This is a genomic window from Streptomyces sp. NPDC050997, assembly GCF_040660135.1.
Lineage (GTDB): Bacteria > Actinomycetota > Actinomycetes > Streptomycetales > Streptomycetaceae > Streptomyces.
On record NZ_JBFAGK010000008.1, the window covers coordinates 299,559 to 314,542 of the forward strand.

The window sequence follows — 14,984 nt, forward strand, 5'->3', positions numbered from 1 at the left end:
TCTGCCACCGTCAGGTTCGTCCGAAAAGACCTTGGCTCGGGGGGCTGAGCCGTCGGCGGACGATGTCGCTCGCCGAGGGAAGAGAAGGGGACCACGACGGGAAGGCCGCGCTACATAGTGGCATGTATGTGTACACACGCTCCTAGAAGCTCGCAGTTCATGCTGCTCCTGGTGATGCCGAGTCACCAGCTCGTCCGAAAGGGAGTCGAGTTGGGGTTCCATATCTGGTCGGTATGGGATCGGTCGCAGCTTGAGGCCGACTTCGCGCCGCGCGTCGAAGAGGTCTCCGAGGAATTGCTGCTGACCGATTTCACCGACGAGACCGGACTGCGCGAAACCATCGCGCGGACCGCGCGGCGCCATGGCATCGACACCGTGCTGCACTGCGGACACGGCAGCTCCGTGCTGCCGGTGGTCCGGGAGGCATGGCAGCTGGGCCTGTCTCCGAACCCCCCGGCGGTGCACGAACGGCTCCAGGTTCACGAAGGGGACGACCGGGTCCCTGCCGAGGCTCCCCGGGTGAGCGTCGAGACGCTGACCGTGAACGGGACCCACTACGTCGTGGGGATGACCGCTCAACGCATCACGGGGCCACCGCACTACCTCGTGACGGGCTACCTCCATCCGGCGCCGTTGACCGACGACGAACGAAAGATCATCGGGGCGGCGGTCGAGGAGCGGCTGACGGCGACCGGATACCGTTCCGGCCCGGCCCACACGGAGGTGGCGTTGCTGCCCCACGGGCCGCGGATCGTGTCCTGCCGCGCGCACCTGGGCGCCGACCGCATCCCTCTGCTCATCGAGACCGCGAGCGGGTTCGACCTGGAGGCGGCGGTCTTCAAGGGCCTCCTTGGCAGCCGCCCGGTCGTGCCGAACGCTTCCCAGTACGCGGAGGTCGGGTTCTTCCTGCTGCCCGAGGGGCGGCTGGAGACGTACACCGGAACGGAGGACATCGCCGTGACCCCTTGGGTCCGTGGAGCCCGCTTCCCGTACACCGTCGGTGACTGGGTCGCTCCCGTCGGCGACCCACGAGCCCGGCGCGCCTATGTGGTCGTCGAGGGGGACACACCGGAACAAACCCGCGAACGAGTCGCCAAGGCGCGACAGGACCTCGTGGCCGAGATCCGGCCAGCCACCCGATGACGTGCGCCGGGTAGTTGTGTTTTCCTTCTGAACGAAGCGAAGGCACGGAGGGGCGGGGACGCAGGATCGAACGTGCCTGGAGTATGTGCTCCGCGAGATGATCTACCCTCGCGGTGACGTGTGTCCCATCTCATCGCTGACGGGGGAGAACAAGGTGCGGGCCGCGACATCGAGACCTGTTCAAGACGGCACGAGTCCCAGACCGGAATTCGCCATTCTGGGATCTCTGGAAGTCCGCAGCGGCAGCGAACTCTTATCGGTCAACGGGGCTCTGCAACGGCGCGTTCTCGTGATGCTGCTTCTGGAGGCCGGGCGCGTCGTGCCCGTCTCCCGTCTGGTGACGGCGGCATGGGACGAAGAACCGCCGGACAGCGCCGAGCACCAGGTGCGCAAGACGGTTGCCAAACTGCGCGGCCGCATTCCGCACGGCCCCGAGATCATCGTCACCGACGGGCCCGGATACCGCGCGGTCGTCGACACCGAGCAACTCGATCTGCTGCGCCACCAGCAACTGTTGAAACAGGCCAGGGAATCACTGGACGCGAGGGAGACGGAGCGGGCCACCCCACGGTTGCGTGAGGCGCTGGCGCTGTGGCGAGGTCCGGTGCTGTCCGGTTCCGGCGGCCGTGTGGTCGACGCCGCCTCGACGGCTCTTGAGGAGCAGCGGCTCACCGCTGCCGAGCAGCTCTACGATCTGTGCATCGGCGCGGGCGAGGCCGCCGAGATAACGAGTGAGCTGCGTGTCCTCGTCGACGAGCATCCGCTGCGTGAGACGCTGCGCGGCCGGCTGATGCTCGCCCTCTACCACTCCGGTCAACAGGCCGCCGCGCTCGACGAGTACGCCCGTACCCGAGGGCACCTCGCGGACGAACTGGGCATCGCCCCGGGCACGGAGCTGACCGGACTGCACGAACGCATCCTGCGCCAGGACCCGTCGCTCACCCGCCCGGAACGCGCCGCGTCCCGTGTCCCGCACCAGGTGACGGAGGCTCCGCACGCGCTGCCGTTCGACGTGCCCGACTTCTCGGGCCGCAGCCCCGAGTTGCAGTGGGTCTGCGATGCGGCCAGACGTGCCCCGGAGGGGGCACCGACGGTCCTGTCCGTCGACGGCATGGGCGGCGGCGGCAAGACGGCACTGGCCATCCGCGCCGCCCATCAACTGGCTGAGCAGTATCCGGACGGCAATCTCTTCATCGACCTGCACGGCTTCACACCGGGCAAGACACCGCTCAGCGCGTTCCAGGCACAGGGAGACCTGCTCGCCGCCGCCGGCATCTCCAGCGAGGAGCTGCCCACGGCGCCGGCGGGACGCGCCGCGCGGTGGCAGTCCTACATGCGGGGCCGTCGCATGGTCCTGGTGCTGGACAACGTAGCCGCCTCGGAGCAGGTGCGGCAGCTGATCCCCGCCTCGTCCGACAGTCTGGTCCTGATCACCAGCCGCCCGCGACTGACCGGACTGGACGGAGTCGAGTGGCTCTCCCTGGGCGCCCTTCCGGAGCGGGACAGCCACCAGATCCTGAACAACATTCTCGGTGCCGAGCGCGTCGAAAGAGAGCCCGTCGCGGCCCGTCAACTGCTGCGGCTGTGCGGAGGACTCCCGCTGGCGGTCCGGATCGCCGCCGCCCGGCTGGCCAACCGTCCGCACTGGACCCTCCAGCGACTCGTCGAACGGCTGCGGGACCATGACCGGCGCCTGGACGAACTCACCAGCGAGGGAAGGGGCGTGGCGGGGGCGCTGCTGCTGTCGTACCAGTCCATGCCCCGGGAACAGCGAACGGCCTTCCGGCTTCTGGGGCACCACCCCGGACGCTATCTGGATGCCGAAGAAGCCGCCGCACTGCTGGACACCGATGTCCTGACGGCCGAAGACGTGCTGGAAGGACTGGTCGACGTAAGGCTGTTGGAGGCCAGGGAGCCGGGGGTGTACGCACTCCACGATCTGGTGCGCAGCTTCGTGCAACGGGTCGCGCAGGGCCAGACGGAGCCGGAGGACGGGCAGGCGGTGCGGCGACTGCTGGATCACTACCTGAACACGGCGGAACGCGCGTGCGACACGTTGTTTCCCGGACGGCGCCGTTTCGGAGACCACGACGAAAAGGGCCTGGGACGAATCGAGTTCGACCACAAGGACAAGGCGCTCCAGTGGCTCGACCAACACCGCGACAGTCTGCTGGCGGCCGTGGACGCCGCGTGTCACGAGGGACTGCTGTGGCACGCTGCGCGGCTGCCGCGCGAGTTGGGCTTCCACTCGAGCATCCGCGGCTACGACGCCAGCGCGAACGCGGCGCTGGAGAAGGGTGTCAGCGCGTCGCGAGAACTCGGGGACCGGTCGTTGGCCCGGCTGAACCTGATGAATCTGGCCATGGGGAAGTGGCGGCTGGGGCAGTTGAGCGACGCGGTCGCCCGACTGGAGGAAGCCGTGGACCTGTCCCGGCAGATGGAGGATGTGCACAGCGAGGCGGAATGCCGGGCCCGGCTGGGACAGGCGTGCAACAGCATGGGGGAGCTGGAACGCGCGCTGCAGCTGTGCCAGGAGGCCAACGCGCGTGCGCAGGAGCTCAGCTTCACTCGGCTCGACGGCTCGTCGCTGAGCACGCTCAGCCTGGTCCAGTTGCGGCTCGGGCGGTTCGATGAGGCGGCGGCGTCGGCGGAGCGGGCGGTGGCCATCTTCGACTCGATCAAGGAGGTCCAGCTCTCCGTGGACGCGCTGAGCAATCTCTCGCAGGCGATCGAGCGCCTCGGCCGCTTCGAAGCGGCGCTCGCTTGGGCTGACGCGGCGCTGGAACGGTGCCGGCGCATCAGCATGCCCTCGGTGCTGCCTCTCGTACTCGCCCGCAGAGCCGACGTGTTGGTACGCATGGGAGAGTTGGAGGAGGCGTCGGACAGCGCCGACCACGCACTCGCCAAGGCCACCAGCAGCACCGACGACATCCACCGCGCCACTGTGCACCTCTCGGTCGGGCGCGTGCGGTACGCGCAGGGTGACCTGGAGACGGCGCAGACTCAGCAGCTGCTGGCCCACGAGATCGCCTGCCGTATGGAGTTGCGCTACGACGAGGCGTGCGCGCTGTGGGACCTTGGCCGTACCGCCGAGGCCCAGGGACACTCGCAGATGGCCCGGCAACACCGCTCGGCGGCGGACAGCCTTTTCTCCCTCATGAAAGTGCCGGAGACCGCACGGTGAGTCCTGCGCGTCGGGCGGCCCACGACGCGGGGATCGGGCGGGTGTCCAGAGGGGAACGGGCCGGGAAGGCAGATCGCAATCATGAAGGAGTCAAAACGGCCTGCCTGTCCCAAGGAGTTCGCTCATGCGCTTAGCCCCTGTCGCCGCCGCCTCCGTCATCGCTTTCGGCGCACTTCTGGGGGGATTCACGGCCTCCTCCGACGCCGACGCGCCGGAGACGGTCCAGCAGCGCACCGTCGCCTTCGCCCCTTCGACGGACGTGACCGTTCTCGAGACGCCTGACAACAACGGCAACGGCTGAGCTGGTCGGCCGCGACCACTGATCGCGGCCTATTAGTCCAGCTCGCCGGAAGAGTCACAGGCCCTCGCGATATCCGGGCGTTGACGTGCCGCACGCCGGCGCGAGCTGCCTGCTCGGCAAGGACGCAAGCCCGCAAAAGCGGATCACCCTCGGTCCATGTCATCCGTACGAGATCGCTCGTTCGAGTCTCAGGCGCTGCCTACGGTCATGGCTCACGAGTCATGTGTCATCCCACCCCATCTTGTATGCCCGCAACCCGATCCGAGGGAGTCTGTCATGCCTCTTTCTCGTGCCGAATCACTCTGTGATGTACAGCAGGGCCCCATCACACGCATAGGAATTGTGGGCTCGGGGACCATGGGCGCCGGTATCGCCGAGCTCTGCGCCGTGCGTGGTCTCGACGTTCGCCTGGCGGTTTCCCGGGAATCGTCGCTCGCCCGGGCGCCCCGTCGCATCGCGGAGTCCCTCGACCGGCGGGTGGCGAAAGGGAAGCTCGACGAGCAGGTGAGGGACGACGCACTCGCGCGCATCCACGTCACCATGGACATGGGCGAACTGGCCGACCGGCAGCTGGTCATCGAGGCCGCTGTCGAGGACAAGGCTGTGAAATGCGAGATCTTCGGCGCTCTGGACAAGGTCGTCGCGCCGGAGGCGATCCTCGCTTCAACCACCTCCTCCTTCTCGATCGCCACTTTGGCGCAGGTCACCAGTCGGCCCGAGCGTGTGATCGGCGTTCACTTCTTCAATCCCGTCAGTGCGCTGCGACTGGTCGAAATCGTGCCGACGCTGCTCAGTGACGAGGCGGTCTCCGACCGTGTCGAGCAGTTCGTGACCGGCGTACTGGACAAGACGTGCGTGCGCACCGCCGACCGCAGCGGATTCGTCGTCAACGCCCTGCTCATTCCGTATCTGCTGGCGGCCGTCAGGCTGGTCGAGGCGGGCACCGCCTCGGCGGAGCAGGTGGACCTGGCCATGGAACTCGGATGCGCCCATCCCATGGGGCCGCTGCGGCTGGCCGACCTGATCGGCCTCGACGTCGTGGTCGCCATCGCCGATTCGCTGCATGAGGAGTTCAAGCAGCCCCACTACGCCACTCCGCCGTCGCTGCTGAGGCTGGTCGAAACCGGATGGTGCGGGCGGAAGAGCGGCCGCGGCTTCTACGTCTACTCCTGATCCGCTCCTGATTCCTCGGACGGCCCCCGGGACACCCCGGCGGTCTCGAGGCGACTGTCGAGCGTTTCTGAAGGTTCCCCGCAAGAAATTCTCCGAGCGAAGGCTGTGAAAGAGCGAACCATGCACACATTCCTCAATGTCAAGAAGTCCGCCCGGATCAGTGACGTGTTCTGGGACGTCACGGAAGAGGCTGGTCTGTTCGACGTCGTCGTCAAGGGGCTCGGCGATGGAGAGCACCGGGCGATAGATGACGGACGCGAGTTCATCAACATGTCCTCGTACTCGTACCTGGGCCTGGACACCCACCCCGGGCTCGTCCGGGCCGCGGCGGACACCGTTCTGGCCGAAGGCGCGCTGAATACCTCGACGTCCCGCATGCGGGTCCGGTTCGAGTCGCTGCGCAACGCGGAGGAGGCACTGTCCGGGCTGTTCGACGCCGAAGTGGTCACCGTGGCCTCCTGCGCGGAAGCGGCCTGGGCCACCCTGCCCCTGGTCGCCTCGGGCTTGTTCACCGACGAAGAGCCGCCGCTCATGGTCTTCGACCGCAACGCGCACTTCTGTCTGAACGCGATGAAGCCCAGCGTGGCCGACGAGACCGAGGTGACCTCGGTCCGGCACAACGACGTCGAGGCACTCGAAGAACTCTGCAAGCGGAACAAGAGAGTCGCGTACGTCGCCGACGGCGTGTACAGCACCGGCGGTCAGGCGCCCGTCAAGGAACTGCTGCGCCTGCAGGAGAAGTACGGCCTGTTCCTCTTCTTCGACGAGGCGCACGGCACCTCCACCGTCGGCGAGCGGGGACGAGGCGTCGTACTGACCGAAATGGGTGAGATCAACGATCAGACGCTGATCATCACCTCACTGAACAAGGGCTTCGGAGCCTCGGGCGGCGCGGTGTTCCTCGGCCCCCGCGGATCCGCACGCAGGCGCACCGTCACCATTCGCAACGGTGGTCCCATCATGTGGTCCCAGCGGATCAACACCGCCGGACTCGGAGCGGTGCTCGCCTCGGCCGAACTGCACAGGACCGCCGAACTCACGGATCTCCAGCAGCGGTTGCAGGACAACATCGCGCTCTTCGACAGCCACATCACCACGGAGCAGCACGGCGACGGCCTGCCGATCCGGCACGTCAACCTCGGTGACGAGGAGCTGACGGTCCAGCTCGCCCAGCGGTTGTTCGAGGAGGGCTTCTACTCGTCCCCGATCTTCTTCCCGGTCATCGGCCGTGGAAAGGCCGGCCTGCGGCTGATGCTGCGGGCCAACATGGAAAAGGCCGACATCGACCGCTTCTGCCTGTTGCTGACGAAGCTGCGAAACGAACTCGGCTGAGTCACGGGCTGCCCACCGAGGTCCAAGAGTCCATGAGGCGACGCGATGCAAGCGTCAACAGGGGAGCCGGGGTTCTCATCGCATGGCTGTACTCACAACGAACATCGACACCGGATCAGGCGTTTTCCGCCGGAACGTAGAGGACTTCGAGCGTAGGCGCGACACCGTCGTCCGGGCCCGCGGCGCCTCGACGGCCGGCGGCGACGAACGCGCCCATCGACGGCACACCGAGCGAGGCAAGCTCACCGCACGGCAGCGGATCTCCCGACTGCTCGATCCCGGGACCCCGTTCCTGGAGATCGGGCAGCTGGCGGGCCACGACGTGTACGACCAGCCCGTGCCCTCGGCCGCGCTGGTCACCGGCATCGGGGTGGTCGCCGGCCGCCTGGTGACGATCTTCGCGAACGACGCCACGGTCAAGGGCGGCACGTATTTCCCGCTCAGCGTGCAGAAACACCTCCGCGCTCAGGAGATCGCCCGCGAGAACGGCCTGCCCTGCGTCTACCTGGTCGATTCCGGCGGGGTGTACCTGCCGTTGCAGGAGGACCTCTTCCCGGGGGAGCACCACCTGGGCCGGATCTTCCGCAACATCGCGGAGATGTCGGCGGCCGGGACAGCCCAGATCGCCGCGGTCATGGGATCGTGCACGGCCGGAGGCGCGTACATCCCGACCATGTGCGACGAGGTGGTGATCGTACGCGGAACCGGCACGGTGTTCCTCGGGGGACCGCAGCTGGTGAAGGCGGCCACCGGCGAAGTCGTCGACGCTCAGACGCTCGGCGGAGCCGACCTGCACACGAGGGTCTCCGGCGTGGCCGATCACTTGGCGGAGGACGACGAGCACGCCCTGGCCCTCGTCCGCGAGATCGTGTCGCGCCATCCCGCGCCGCCGGTGAGTGAGCCGCCCGTCCCGCCCCAGGAACCTCTCTACGACCCTGCCGAACTCCCTGGCATCGTCAGCGCCGGGCTGCGGGAGCACATCCCCGCCCGCGAAATCCTCGCGCGTCTGCTGGACGGAAGCGAATTCTCCGAGTACCGGGCCAGGTACGGGACCACCATCGTCTGCGGCACCGGCCGCATCGGCGGATATCCGGTCGGCGTCGTCATCAACGACGGCGTCCTCTTCCCGGACAGCTCGCTGAAGGCGGCCAACTTCATCGAGCTCTGCGTCCAGCGGGACATCCCCCTGCTGTTCCTCCACAACATCAACGGCTTCATGGTCGGCTCCCAGTACGAGGCCGAGGGCATCGCCAAGCACGGAGCGAAACTCGTCAACGCGGTCTCCACCGCGCGCGTCCCGAAGTTCAGCATCGTGATCGGGGGCAGTTACGGCGCGGGCAACTTCGCGATGTGCGGCCGGTCGATGGGACCGCGGCTGATGGCCATGTGGCCGAGCGGCAGCTCCACCGTGGTCGGCGCGGAGCAGACCGCGACGGTGATGGCGCTGATCCACCAGGACAAGCTGGCCAAGCAGGGCAGGACCCTCTCCGAAGAGGAGGAGCAAGCGATCAAGCAACCGATCATCGAGGCGTACGAGAAGCAGTCGCAGCCCGTCTACTTCGGAGCTCGGCTGTGGGTGGACGCGGTGATCGATCCCGTGGAGACCCGGGAGTGGATGACGTTGAGCCTTGCCATGGCGGCCGGTTCGCCCAAGCAGGAGACGCGTTTCGGCGTCTTCAGGATGTGAGGGGCCATGCTGAAGCGAATCCTGATCGCCAACCGCGGTGAGATCGCGCGGCGGATCGCCCGCACCTGTGCGCGGCTCGGCGTCGAGTACGTCAGCGTCTACTCGGACGCCGACGCCGGGGCCGAGCACCTGACGGGCGCCTTCGAGAAGGTCCGCATCGGCGCGGCTCCCGCGGTGGAGAGCTACCTCGACATCGACGCGCTGATCCACGCGGCGCTGCGCCACGGGTGCGACGCGGTCCATCCGGGGTACGGGTTCCTGTCCGAGAACCCACGGTTCGCCGAACGGGTCGTCGAGGCGGGCCTGACCTTCATCGGACCCCAGCCGGAGACCATCCGGGCCATGGGCGACAAGGCCACGGCCCGGAAGCTGATGCAGGCGGCGGGCGTACCTGTCCTGCCCGGCTCCCGGGAGGCCACCGAGTCGGTGGCCGAAGTGGCCGCGGACGCACGGAGAATCGGCTACCCGCTCATACTCAAGCCCGCCGCGGGGGGCGGCGGCAAGGGCATGCGGGTGGTCGCCGACGAGTCCGAGCTGGCCGACGCGGCGGCCGAGGCCATCCGGCTGGGACGGGCAGCCTTCGGAGACGGGCGGATCATCGCCGAGCGGTACATCCCGTCGCCACGCCACATCGAGGTGCAGGTCTTCGGGGACACCCAGGGTTCCGTCGTCCACCTGTACGAGCGTGACTGTTCGTTGCAGCGCCGGCACCAGAAGATCGTCGAAGAGGCGCCGGCCTTCGGCCTCGACGCTTCCGTACGGGAGGCGATGCTCGAAACCACCGTGCGCGGCGCGCGGGCGCTGCACTACGTGAACGCGGGCACCTTCGAGTTCATCGTCGCTCCCGGGGGCGACTTCTTCTTCCTCGAGGTCAACACCCGACTGCAGGTCGAGCATCCCGTCACCGAGGCGATCACGGGGGTCGACCTGGTCGAGTGGCAACTTCGGGTCGCGGCGGGCGAGCCGCTGCCGCTGGCACAGGAGGAGATCGTCAGCAGCGGCCACGCGATCGAGTGCCGCGTCTACGCGGAGGACCCGGCGGCCGGCTTCCGGCCGGCGCCTGGCCGGGCGCTGTACGCGCGATGGCCGGACTCGGTGCGGGTGGAAGCGGCCTTCGACACCGCGGGCGTGGCGTCGGAACACTACGACCCGCTGATCGCCAAGCTGGTGGCCCACGGGCCGGACCGTGCCGCGGCACTGAACCGCATGCTCGAGTCGCTCCGGTCCACCACCGTCCTTGGCCTGACGACGAACGTCGGATTCCTCGCCCGTCTCCTGGGCGATCCCCGAGTGATGGCGGGCCGTACGCACACCCATCTGGTGGACGGCGTCGTACCTGACGAGGGTCCCGACGCAGCGGATCTCGCCGTCGTCTGCGCCGCCGCGATGGCCGGCATGCCCGCGGGCGACACCGCGTCACCGTGGTGGGGACGGGTGGGGCCCTTCGACCGCACGGAGCTGGCGCCCGAGGCGCCGCTGGGCCAGGTGACGGTCTACTGCCGCGGGAACCGTCGGCAGGCGGCCATCACGGCCCGGACCGGGTCCCTCCTGACCGTCGCCGTCGGGGACCGGGCCTTCGACGTCCGGGTCGTCCGGCAGGATGCGATGTGGCATGGCCACGTCGGAGGTCGCCGATGGTCCGGTATGCGCACGGGCGCCGACGTCGAACTGTCCATCGACGGACACCGGTTCACCGTCACTGGCGAAGTCCGGTCCGACCAGGGCGCCGCGGCGTCGGACAACGTCCTTCGCGCGTCGCTTCCCGGCGTCGTGGTCTCCCTCCCGCACACGGAAGGAGATTGGGTCGAAGCCGGTGAGACGGTCGTCGTGATCGAAGCCATGAAGATGGAGCACCGCCTGGCCGCGCCCGCCCCCGCCAGGATCGAGAAGCTCGGCTGTGTCCTGCACGAGTCCGTGGCGGCGGGTCAGGTCCTGGCGATGCTGCTGCCCGAGGAACCAACGGGGCCCCCGCCGGGACAGCCGGTCGGGCCCGAACCGGAACGGAGCGAACATGACCGTTGATCACACTCCCCGCCCCACCCTGCTCCTCGTCGGCGGCGCCCGCGCCGTGACGATCAGCGTCGCGATGGTGGTCGAAGCCTTGAAACAGGCCCGCGCACGCGGTATCCGAACGCACGTCGTCGCCCCGGCCGCCGCTCTGGCCGCGACGCCCGAGGTCATCGCCGCGGCCGACGCCGTATCGGCGGTCGACTTCATCGATCCGCAAGCCATGTCCGAGTGGGCCACCGCCGAGGCGGCAGAGGGCCGGACGATCGACGCCGTCTACGCGCTCCAGGAGATGGCCCAGGTCACCGTCGCGGAGACCGCGCGGGTCGTCGGAGCCTCGGGCAATCCCCCAGAGGCGGTCCACCGAGTCCGTACGAAGGACCTGTGCCGGGCAGCGCTGTCCGAGTCCGGCTTCACACAACCGCGGGTACGTCTGTGCGACAGCGCGGCGGATGCTGAAGCGTTCATGGAGGAAGTCCCCGGCCCCTGGGTGGTCAAGCCCCGAGATGCCATGGGCAGCATCGGCGTGAGCCTGGTCGAAACGCCGGAGCACCTCGCGAGGGCCCTTGACGCCCTGCCCGATCCGAACCGATTCCTGATCGAAGAGTTCGTAGTAGGACCGGAGTTCAGCGTCGAGGGCGTGTTCCTGGAGGGACAACCGCACATCTTCGCCATCACGGCGAAGGACAAGGCCGCGCCGCCCTTCTTCGTCGAGATCGGGCACACGCTTCCCGCGGTTCTGTCCCCCGCCGAAAAAGCCCGCATCGAGGCGAGCGTCACCGCCGCTCTGCGCGTCCTCGGCCTGCGTGCCGGCGCCTTCCACGTGGAGCTCTGGCTCACCCCGGACGATGTCGTGCTCGGTGAAGTGCACGGCCGCTACGGCGGAGACTGGATCCACCGCATGCTCGAGCACGCCGTCCCGGGGCTCGACCTGTACGGCGTCGTCTACGACGACCTCCTCGGGCGCCGCGACGGGCGGTCCGGCCAACTTCCCGAGCGGGGCGCGGCCGTGCGCTACTTCACTCCGCCTCCCGGAAGGCTGCTTTCGGTCGAAGGGTGGGACGAAGTGCGACGCCACCCCTCGGTGCTGTACTCCGAAATCTCAGTGAAACCCGGTGACCGTATCCACCCCCTGCGCAGGTCGAGCGACCGGGCAGGGCTGATCGTGGTCGGCGCGGAGGACGCCCCGGCCGCCGAGAAGCTGGCGCGGGAACTCGCCGAATCCCTCGTCTTCACGGTGGAGCCCGACCGCTCGACCGATCCATCCTCCTGATGCACCACGATCCGGAAAGCATCGACGTACCGCCAAGGAAGCAAGGCACGCCAAGAACGCACAGCACTCGACACCAAGCACTCCAAGGAGACACCGCATGAACCATGTGATCGGCGTGCTGGGCACCGGCTCCTACCTGCCCGAACGCATCGTCTCCAACATGGAGATCGCCGGACCCGCCGGGGTGGACGCCCCCTGGATCGAACGCAAGACCGGGATCCGTTCCCGGCACCGGGCGGCCGAGGACCAGGCCACGTCGGACCTCGCGGCAACAGCCGCTCGGCGTGCGCTGGACGCGGCCGGGCTCGATGCGTCGGACATCTCCCTCGTCATCGTCGCCACCTCCACCCCCGATCAACCCCAGCCGGCGACCGCGAGCTTCGTCCAGGACCGGATCGGCGCCGCCCAGGCGGCCGCGGTCGACGTCAACGCCGTCTGCAGCGGATTCGTCTACGCCCTGTCTCTGGCTCGCGGACACCTCGCGGTCGAGGGCTCCGGCGGCGCGGCACTCGTCATCGGCGCGGACGTGTACTCGCGGACCCTCGACCACACGGACCGCAGGACCGCGGTGCTGTTCGGCGACGGCGCGGGCGCCGTGGTGCTCGGCCCGGTCGCCCGGGGACGCGGACTGTACGCGAGCAAGCTCCGCGGGTTCGGCGAGGGCAAGGACCTGATCCGAGTCGAGGCCGGCGGCTCCCGACTGCCCGCCTCGGAGCGGACCGTACGCGACGGCCGACACCACTTCCGGATGGAGGGCCGGGCGGTGAGGGAGTTCGTCTCGGACACTGTGCCCAAGCTCGTGCACGAACTGCTCATGGAACAAGGCGTAGCAGCCGACCTGGTGCGGCACTTCATACCGCACCAGGCGAACGGGATCATGCTGGGCGAGCTCTCGGAGCTCCTCTCGCTGCCGACGGCCACCACTCATGTGAACGTGGATCGCGTGGGCAACACCGGCGCCGCCTCCATACCCATCGCCCTGGACGAGGCATGCCGGGCGGGCAGGATCGGCGCGGGCGAGACCGTGCTGCTCGCGGCCTTCGGCGGGGGCATGAACAGTGCGCTCGCGCTTCTGGAGCGGTAGCGCTCCGAGAAATCCCGGGTGACCCTCCGGCACGCCCGGCACCGGAAGCCGATCGGGCGCCCGGGCCGAACCTCTGCACGACACCGCGACTTCGCCATGGAAAGGGTCGAACCATGTCCGCAATGCTTCCCGCGGGAAAGCCACAACGGCTGCTGGTCGCAGCGACGTTGCTCACGATGCTGGGGTACGGCATCTACCTTACGGCCGGTGTGCTGTACCTGACGCGCGGGCTGAACCTGCCGGCCACGCAGGTCGGTCTCGGCATGAGTGTCGCGGGCGCGGTGTCGCTGGTGGCGGGCATTCCGATCGGTCATCTCGCCGATCGGCTGGGAGCACGTGCCGTCTACACGGTCACGCTGCTCCTGGGCGGTCTGGCGATGGCCGGTCTGTGCCTGACCCGGGACTTCTGGGCCTTCGTGGTGTGCGCGTCCCTGGGCGCCGTCGCGCAGGCCGCGGGCCCAGCCGCGCGCAGTCCCCTGGTGCAGAAGTACGGGGGCGAGAAGCCGGCCGAGTTCCGCGGCTACCTGCGGGCGGTGACGAACCTCGGCATCGCGGCCGGTTCCGTCGTCGCGGCCTGGGCGATCGAACGCGACACCAGGTCGGCGTACGTGCTGATCATCGGCGCGAGCGCGGTGTCGTACGCGGTCGGGGCCGCGATGGCGGCCTTCATGCCGAGCGTGCCGCCGCTGAACGCGCGCCCCGGTCCGCGGTGGATCGCGCTGCGGGACCGTCCGTACGTGGTGCTCACGGTCCTGGACGGGCTGATGGCCATGCAGTACCGGGTGCTGACCGTCGCGGTTCCGCTCTGGCTGCTCGACCGGACTGCGGCTCCGGCCTGGTCGGTGTCAGCCGTGATGCTGGCCAACACGGCCCTCGTTGTCTGCCTGCAGGTGCGCGGGAGCAGGAACATCGACACCGTTCCCTCCGCGGCGGCCGCGTTCCGCCGGGCCGGGTTCGCGTTCCTGCTCGCGTGCGTCGCGATATCGGTACTGCCCGGGCTGCCGACATGGGCTGTCCTCCTCGTGCTGCTCGCGGCCGTCACCGTCCACACGGTGGGCGAGATCTGGCAGGCCGCCGGCGGCTTCGAGCTCTCCTTCGCGCTCGCGCCCAAGGAGTCCCTCGGCCAGTACCAGGGCCTGTTCGGGATGGGCTTGGGACTGGGCACTTCGCTCGGCCCCTCCGTCCTGATCGCGCTCTGCATCGACCAGGGCCGGGTCGGCTGGTGGATCGTGGGGCTCGGCTTCGCCCTGACCGGCCTCGCCATCCCTCCGACCGCCCGCTGGGCCGAACGCGCACGCTCGTCGGCCCGCCCATGGGCCGACGCCGGAGCCGCCGTGCCGGAGCGCCACCATGAGTCGGCGCACTCACCGTCATCACCTTCTGGAACCGGCGTGAGCGAGCGCTGAGCGGTCTTCGGCCTGCTGGGCGTTCTGCGAACTGGAGTCGGGCCTTCCCCCAAGGCCGGGTAGGCCGGTGAGTACGGCCCTGGTCATGGCGGGCGGGCCGCGGACGTACACGTCGCGTTCGTAGATGTGGCCCCGTTCCCAGTGGAGATCGAACTCGGGCAGGTCTGACCAGGCGCTGCTCGGCAGCCAACAGTTCCGACCAGGGGAAACAGCACCGCGCGGCAGCGCCGGCCCCCACCCCGCAAGGACGCGATCCCACTCCTGAAGCGGGTGTCGCAGGTTCGAATCCTGCCGGGGCACCAGGCACCCTGAGTAGCTCCCCCTCCAGGGAACGGATCCCGGCCTCGCTCAACTCGCCCTTCCGCACCGCAAGCGGCGCCGCGGTGGACCTTCT

Annotated in this window: 10 protein-coding genes and 1 tRNA gene; all 11 read left to right on the forward strand. The window is 68.8% G+C overall.

Translation table 11 applies throughout. The annotated features are described in order from the left end of the window. Positions 1 to 126: 126 nt before the first annotated feature. The 11 genes from AB0H86_RS20985 (at position 127) to AB0H86_RS21035 (ending at position 14,892) form a co-directional block, all read left to right on the forward strand. Positions 127 to 1,143, forward strand: coding sequence for a phosphoribosylglycinamide synthetase (locus tag AB0H86_RS20985; RefSeq protein ID WP_362440504.1), 1,017 nt, complete (start codon positions 127 to 129; stop codon positions 1,141 to 1,143). Between the two features lie 154 nt (positions 1,144 to 1,297). Further along, the gene (locus tag AB0H86_RS20990) at positions 1,298 to 4,327 is read left to right on the forward strand and encodes a BTAD domain-containing putative transcriptional regulator (protein ID WP_362440687.1); all 3,030 of its coding nucleotides are present in this window, start codon (positions 1,298 to 1,300) and stop codon (positions 4,325 to 4,327) included. 124 nt (positions 4,328 to 4,451) lie between these two features. After that, a complete protein-coding gene (locus tag AB0H86_RS20995; protein ID WP_362440507.1) occupies positions 4,452 to 4,628 on the forward strand; it encodes a hypothetical protein in 177 nt (58 codons plus the stop codon). A gap of 276 nt (positions 4,629 to 4,904) precedes the next feature. Beyond that, positions 4,905 to 5,801, forward strand: coding sequence for a 3-hydroxybutyryl-CoA dehydrogenase (locus AB0H86_RS21000; protein ID WP_362440689.1), 897 nt, complete (start codon positions 4,905 to 4,907; stop codon positions 5,799 to 5,801). Positions 5,802 to 5,921: 120 nt separating this feature from the next. Continuing rightward, positions 5,922 to 7,133, forward strand: a complete 1,212-nt coding sequence (locus AB0H86_RS21005) for an aminotransferase class I/II-fold pyridoxal phosphate-dependent enzyme (RefSeq protein WP_362440510.1) — start codon at positions 5,922 to 5,924, stop codon at positions 7,131 to 7,133. Positions 7,134 to 7,215: 82 nt separating this feature from the next. After that, positions 7,216 to 8,820 carry a carboxyl transferase domain-containing protein gene (locus AB0H86_RS21010; protein WP_362440513.1) on the forward strand — a complete coding sequence of 535 codons (1,605 nt, stop codon included), beginning with the start codon at positions 7,216 to 7,218 and terminating at the stop codon, positions 8,818 to 8,820. A gap of 6 nt (positions 8,821 to 8,826) precedes the next feature. Then, positions 8,827 to 10,842 (forward strand): biotin carboxylase N-terminal domain-containing protein, encoded by a 2,016-nt coding sequence (locus AB0H86_RS21015; protein ID WP_362440515.1) that lies wholly within the window; start codon positions 8,827 to 8,829, stop codon positions 10,840 to 10,842. Further along, complete coding sequence (locus AB0H86_RS21020) at positions 10,832 to 12,100, forward strand: ATP-grasp domain-containing protein (RefSeq protein ID WP_362440518.1); 1,269 nt, start codon at positions 10,832 to 10,834, stop codon at positions 12,098 to 12,100. Before AB0H86_RS21015 ends, AB0H86_RS21020 begins: the two co-directional genes overlap by 11 nt. Before the next feature lie 97 nt (positions 12,101 to 12,197). Beyond that, positions 12,198 to 13,184 (forward strand): ketoacyl-ACP synthase III, encoded by a 987-nt coding sequence (locus AB0H86_RS21025; protein ID WP_362440521.1) that lies wholly within the window; start codon positions 12,198 to 12,200, stop codon positions 13,182 to 13,184. Between the two features lie 113 nt (positions 13,185 to 13,297). After that, positions 13,298 to 14,590, forward strand: a complete 1,293-nt coding sequence (locus tag AB0H86_RS21030; RefSeq protein ID WP_362440524.1) for an MFS transporter — start codon at positions 13,298 to 13,300, stop codon at positions 14,588 to 14,590. 230 nt (positions 14,591 to 14,820) lie between these two features. Continuing rightward, positions 14,821 to 14,892 (forward strand) — tRNA-Phe (locus tag AB0H86_RS21035). The last annotated feature ends 92 nt before the right edge of the window (positions 14,893 to 14,984 follow it).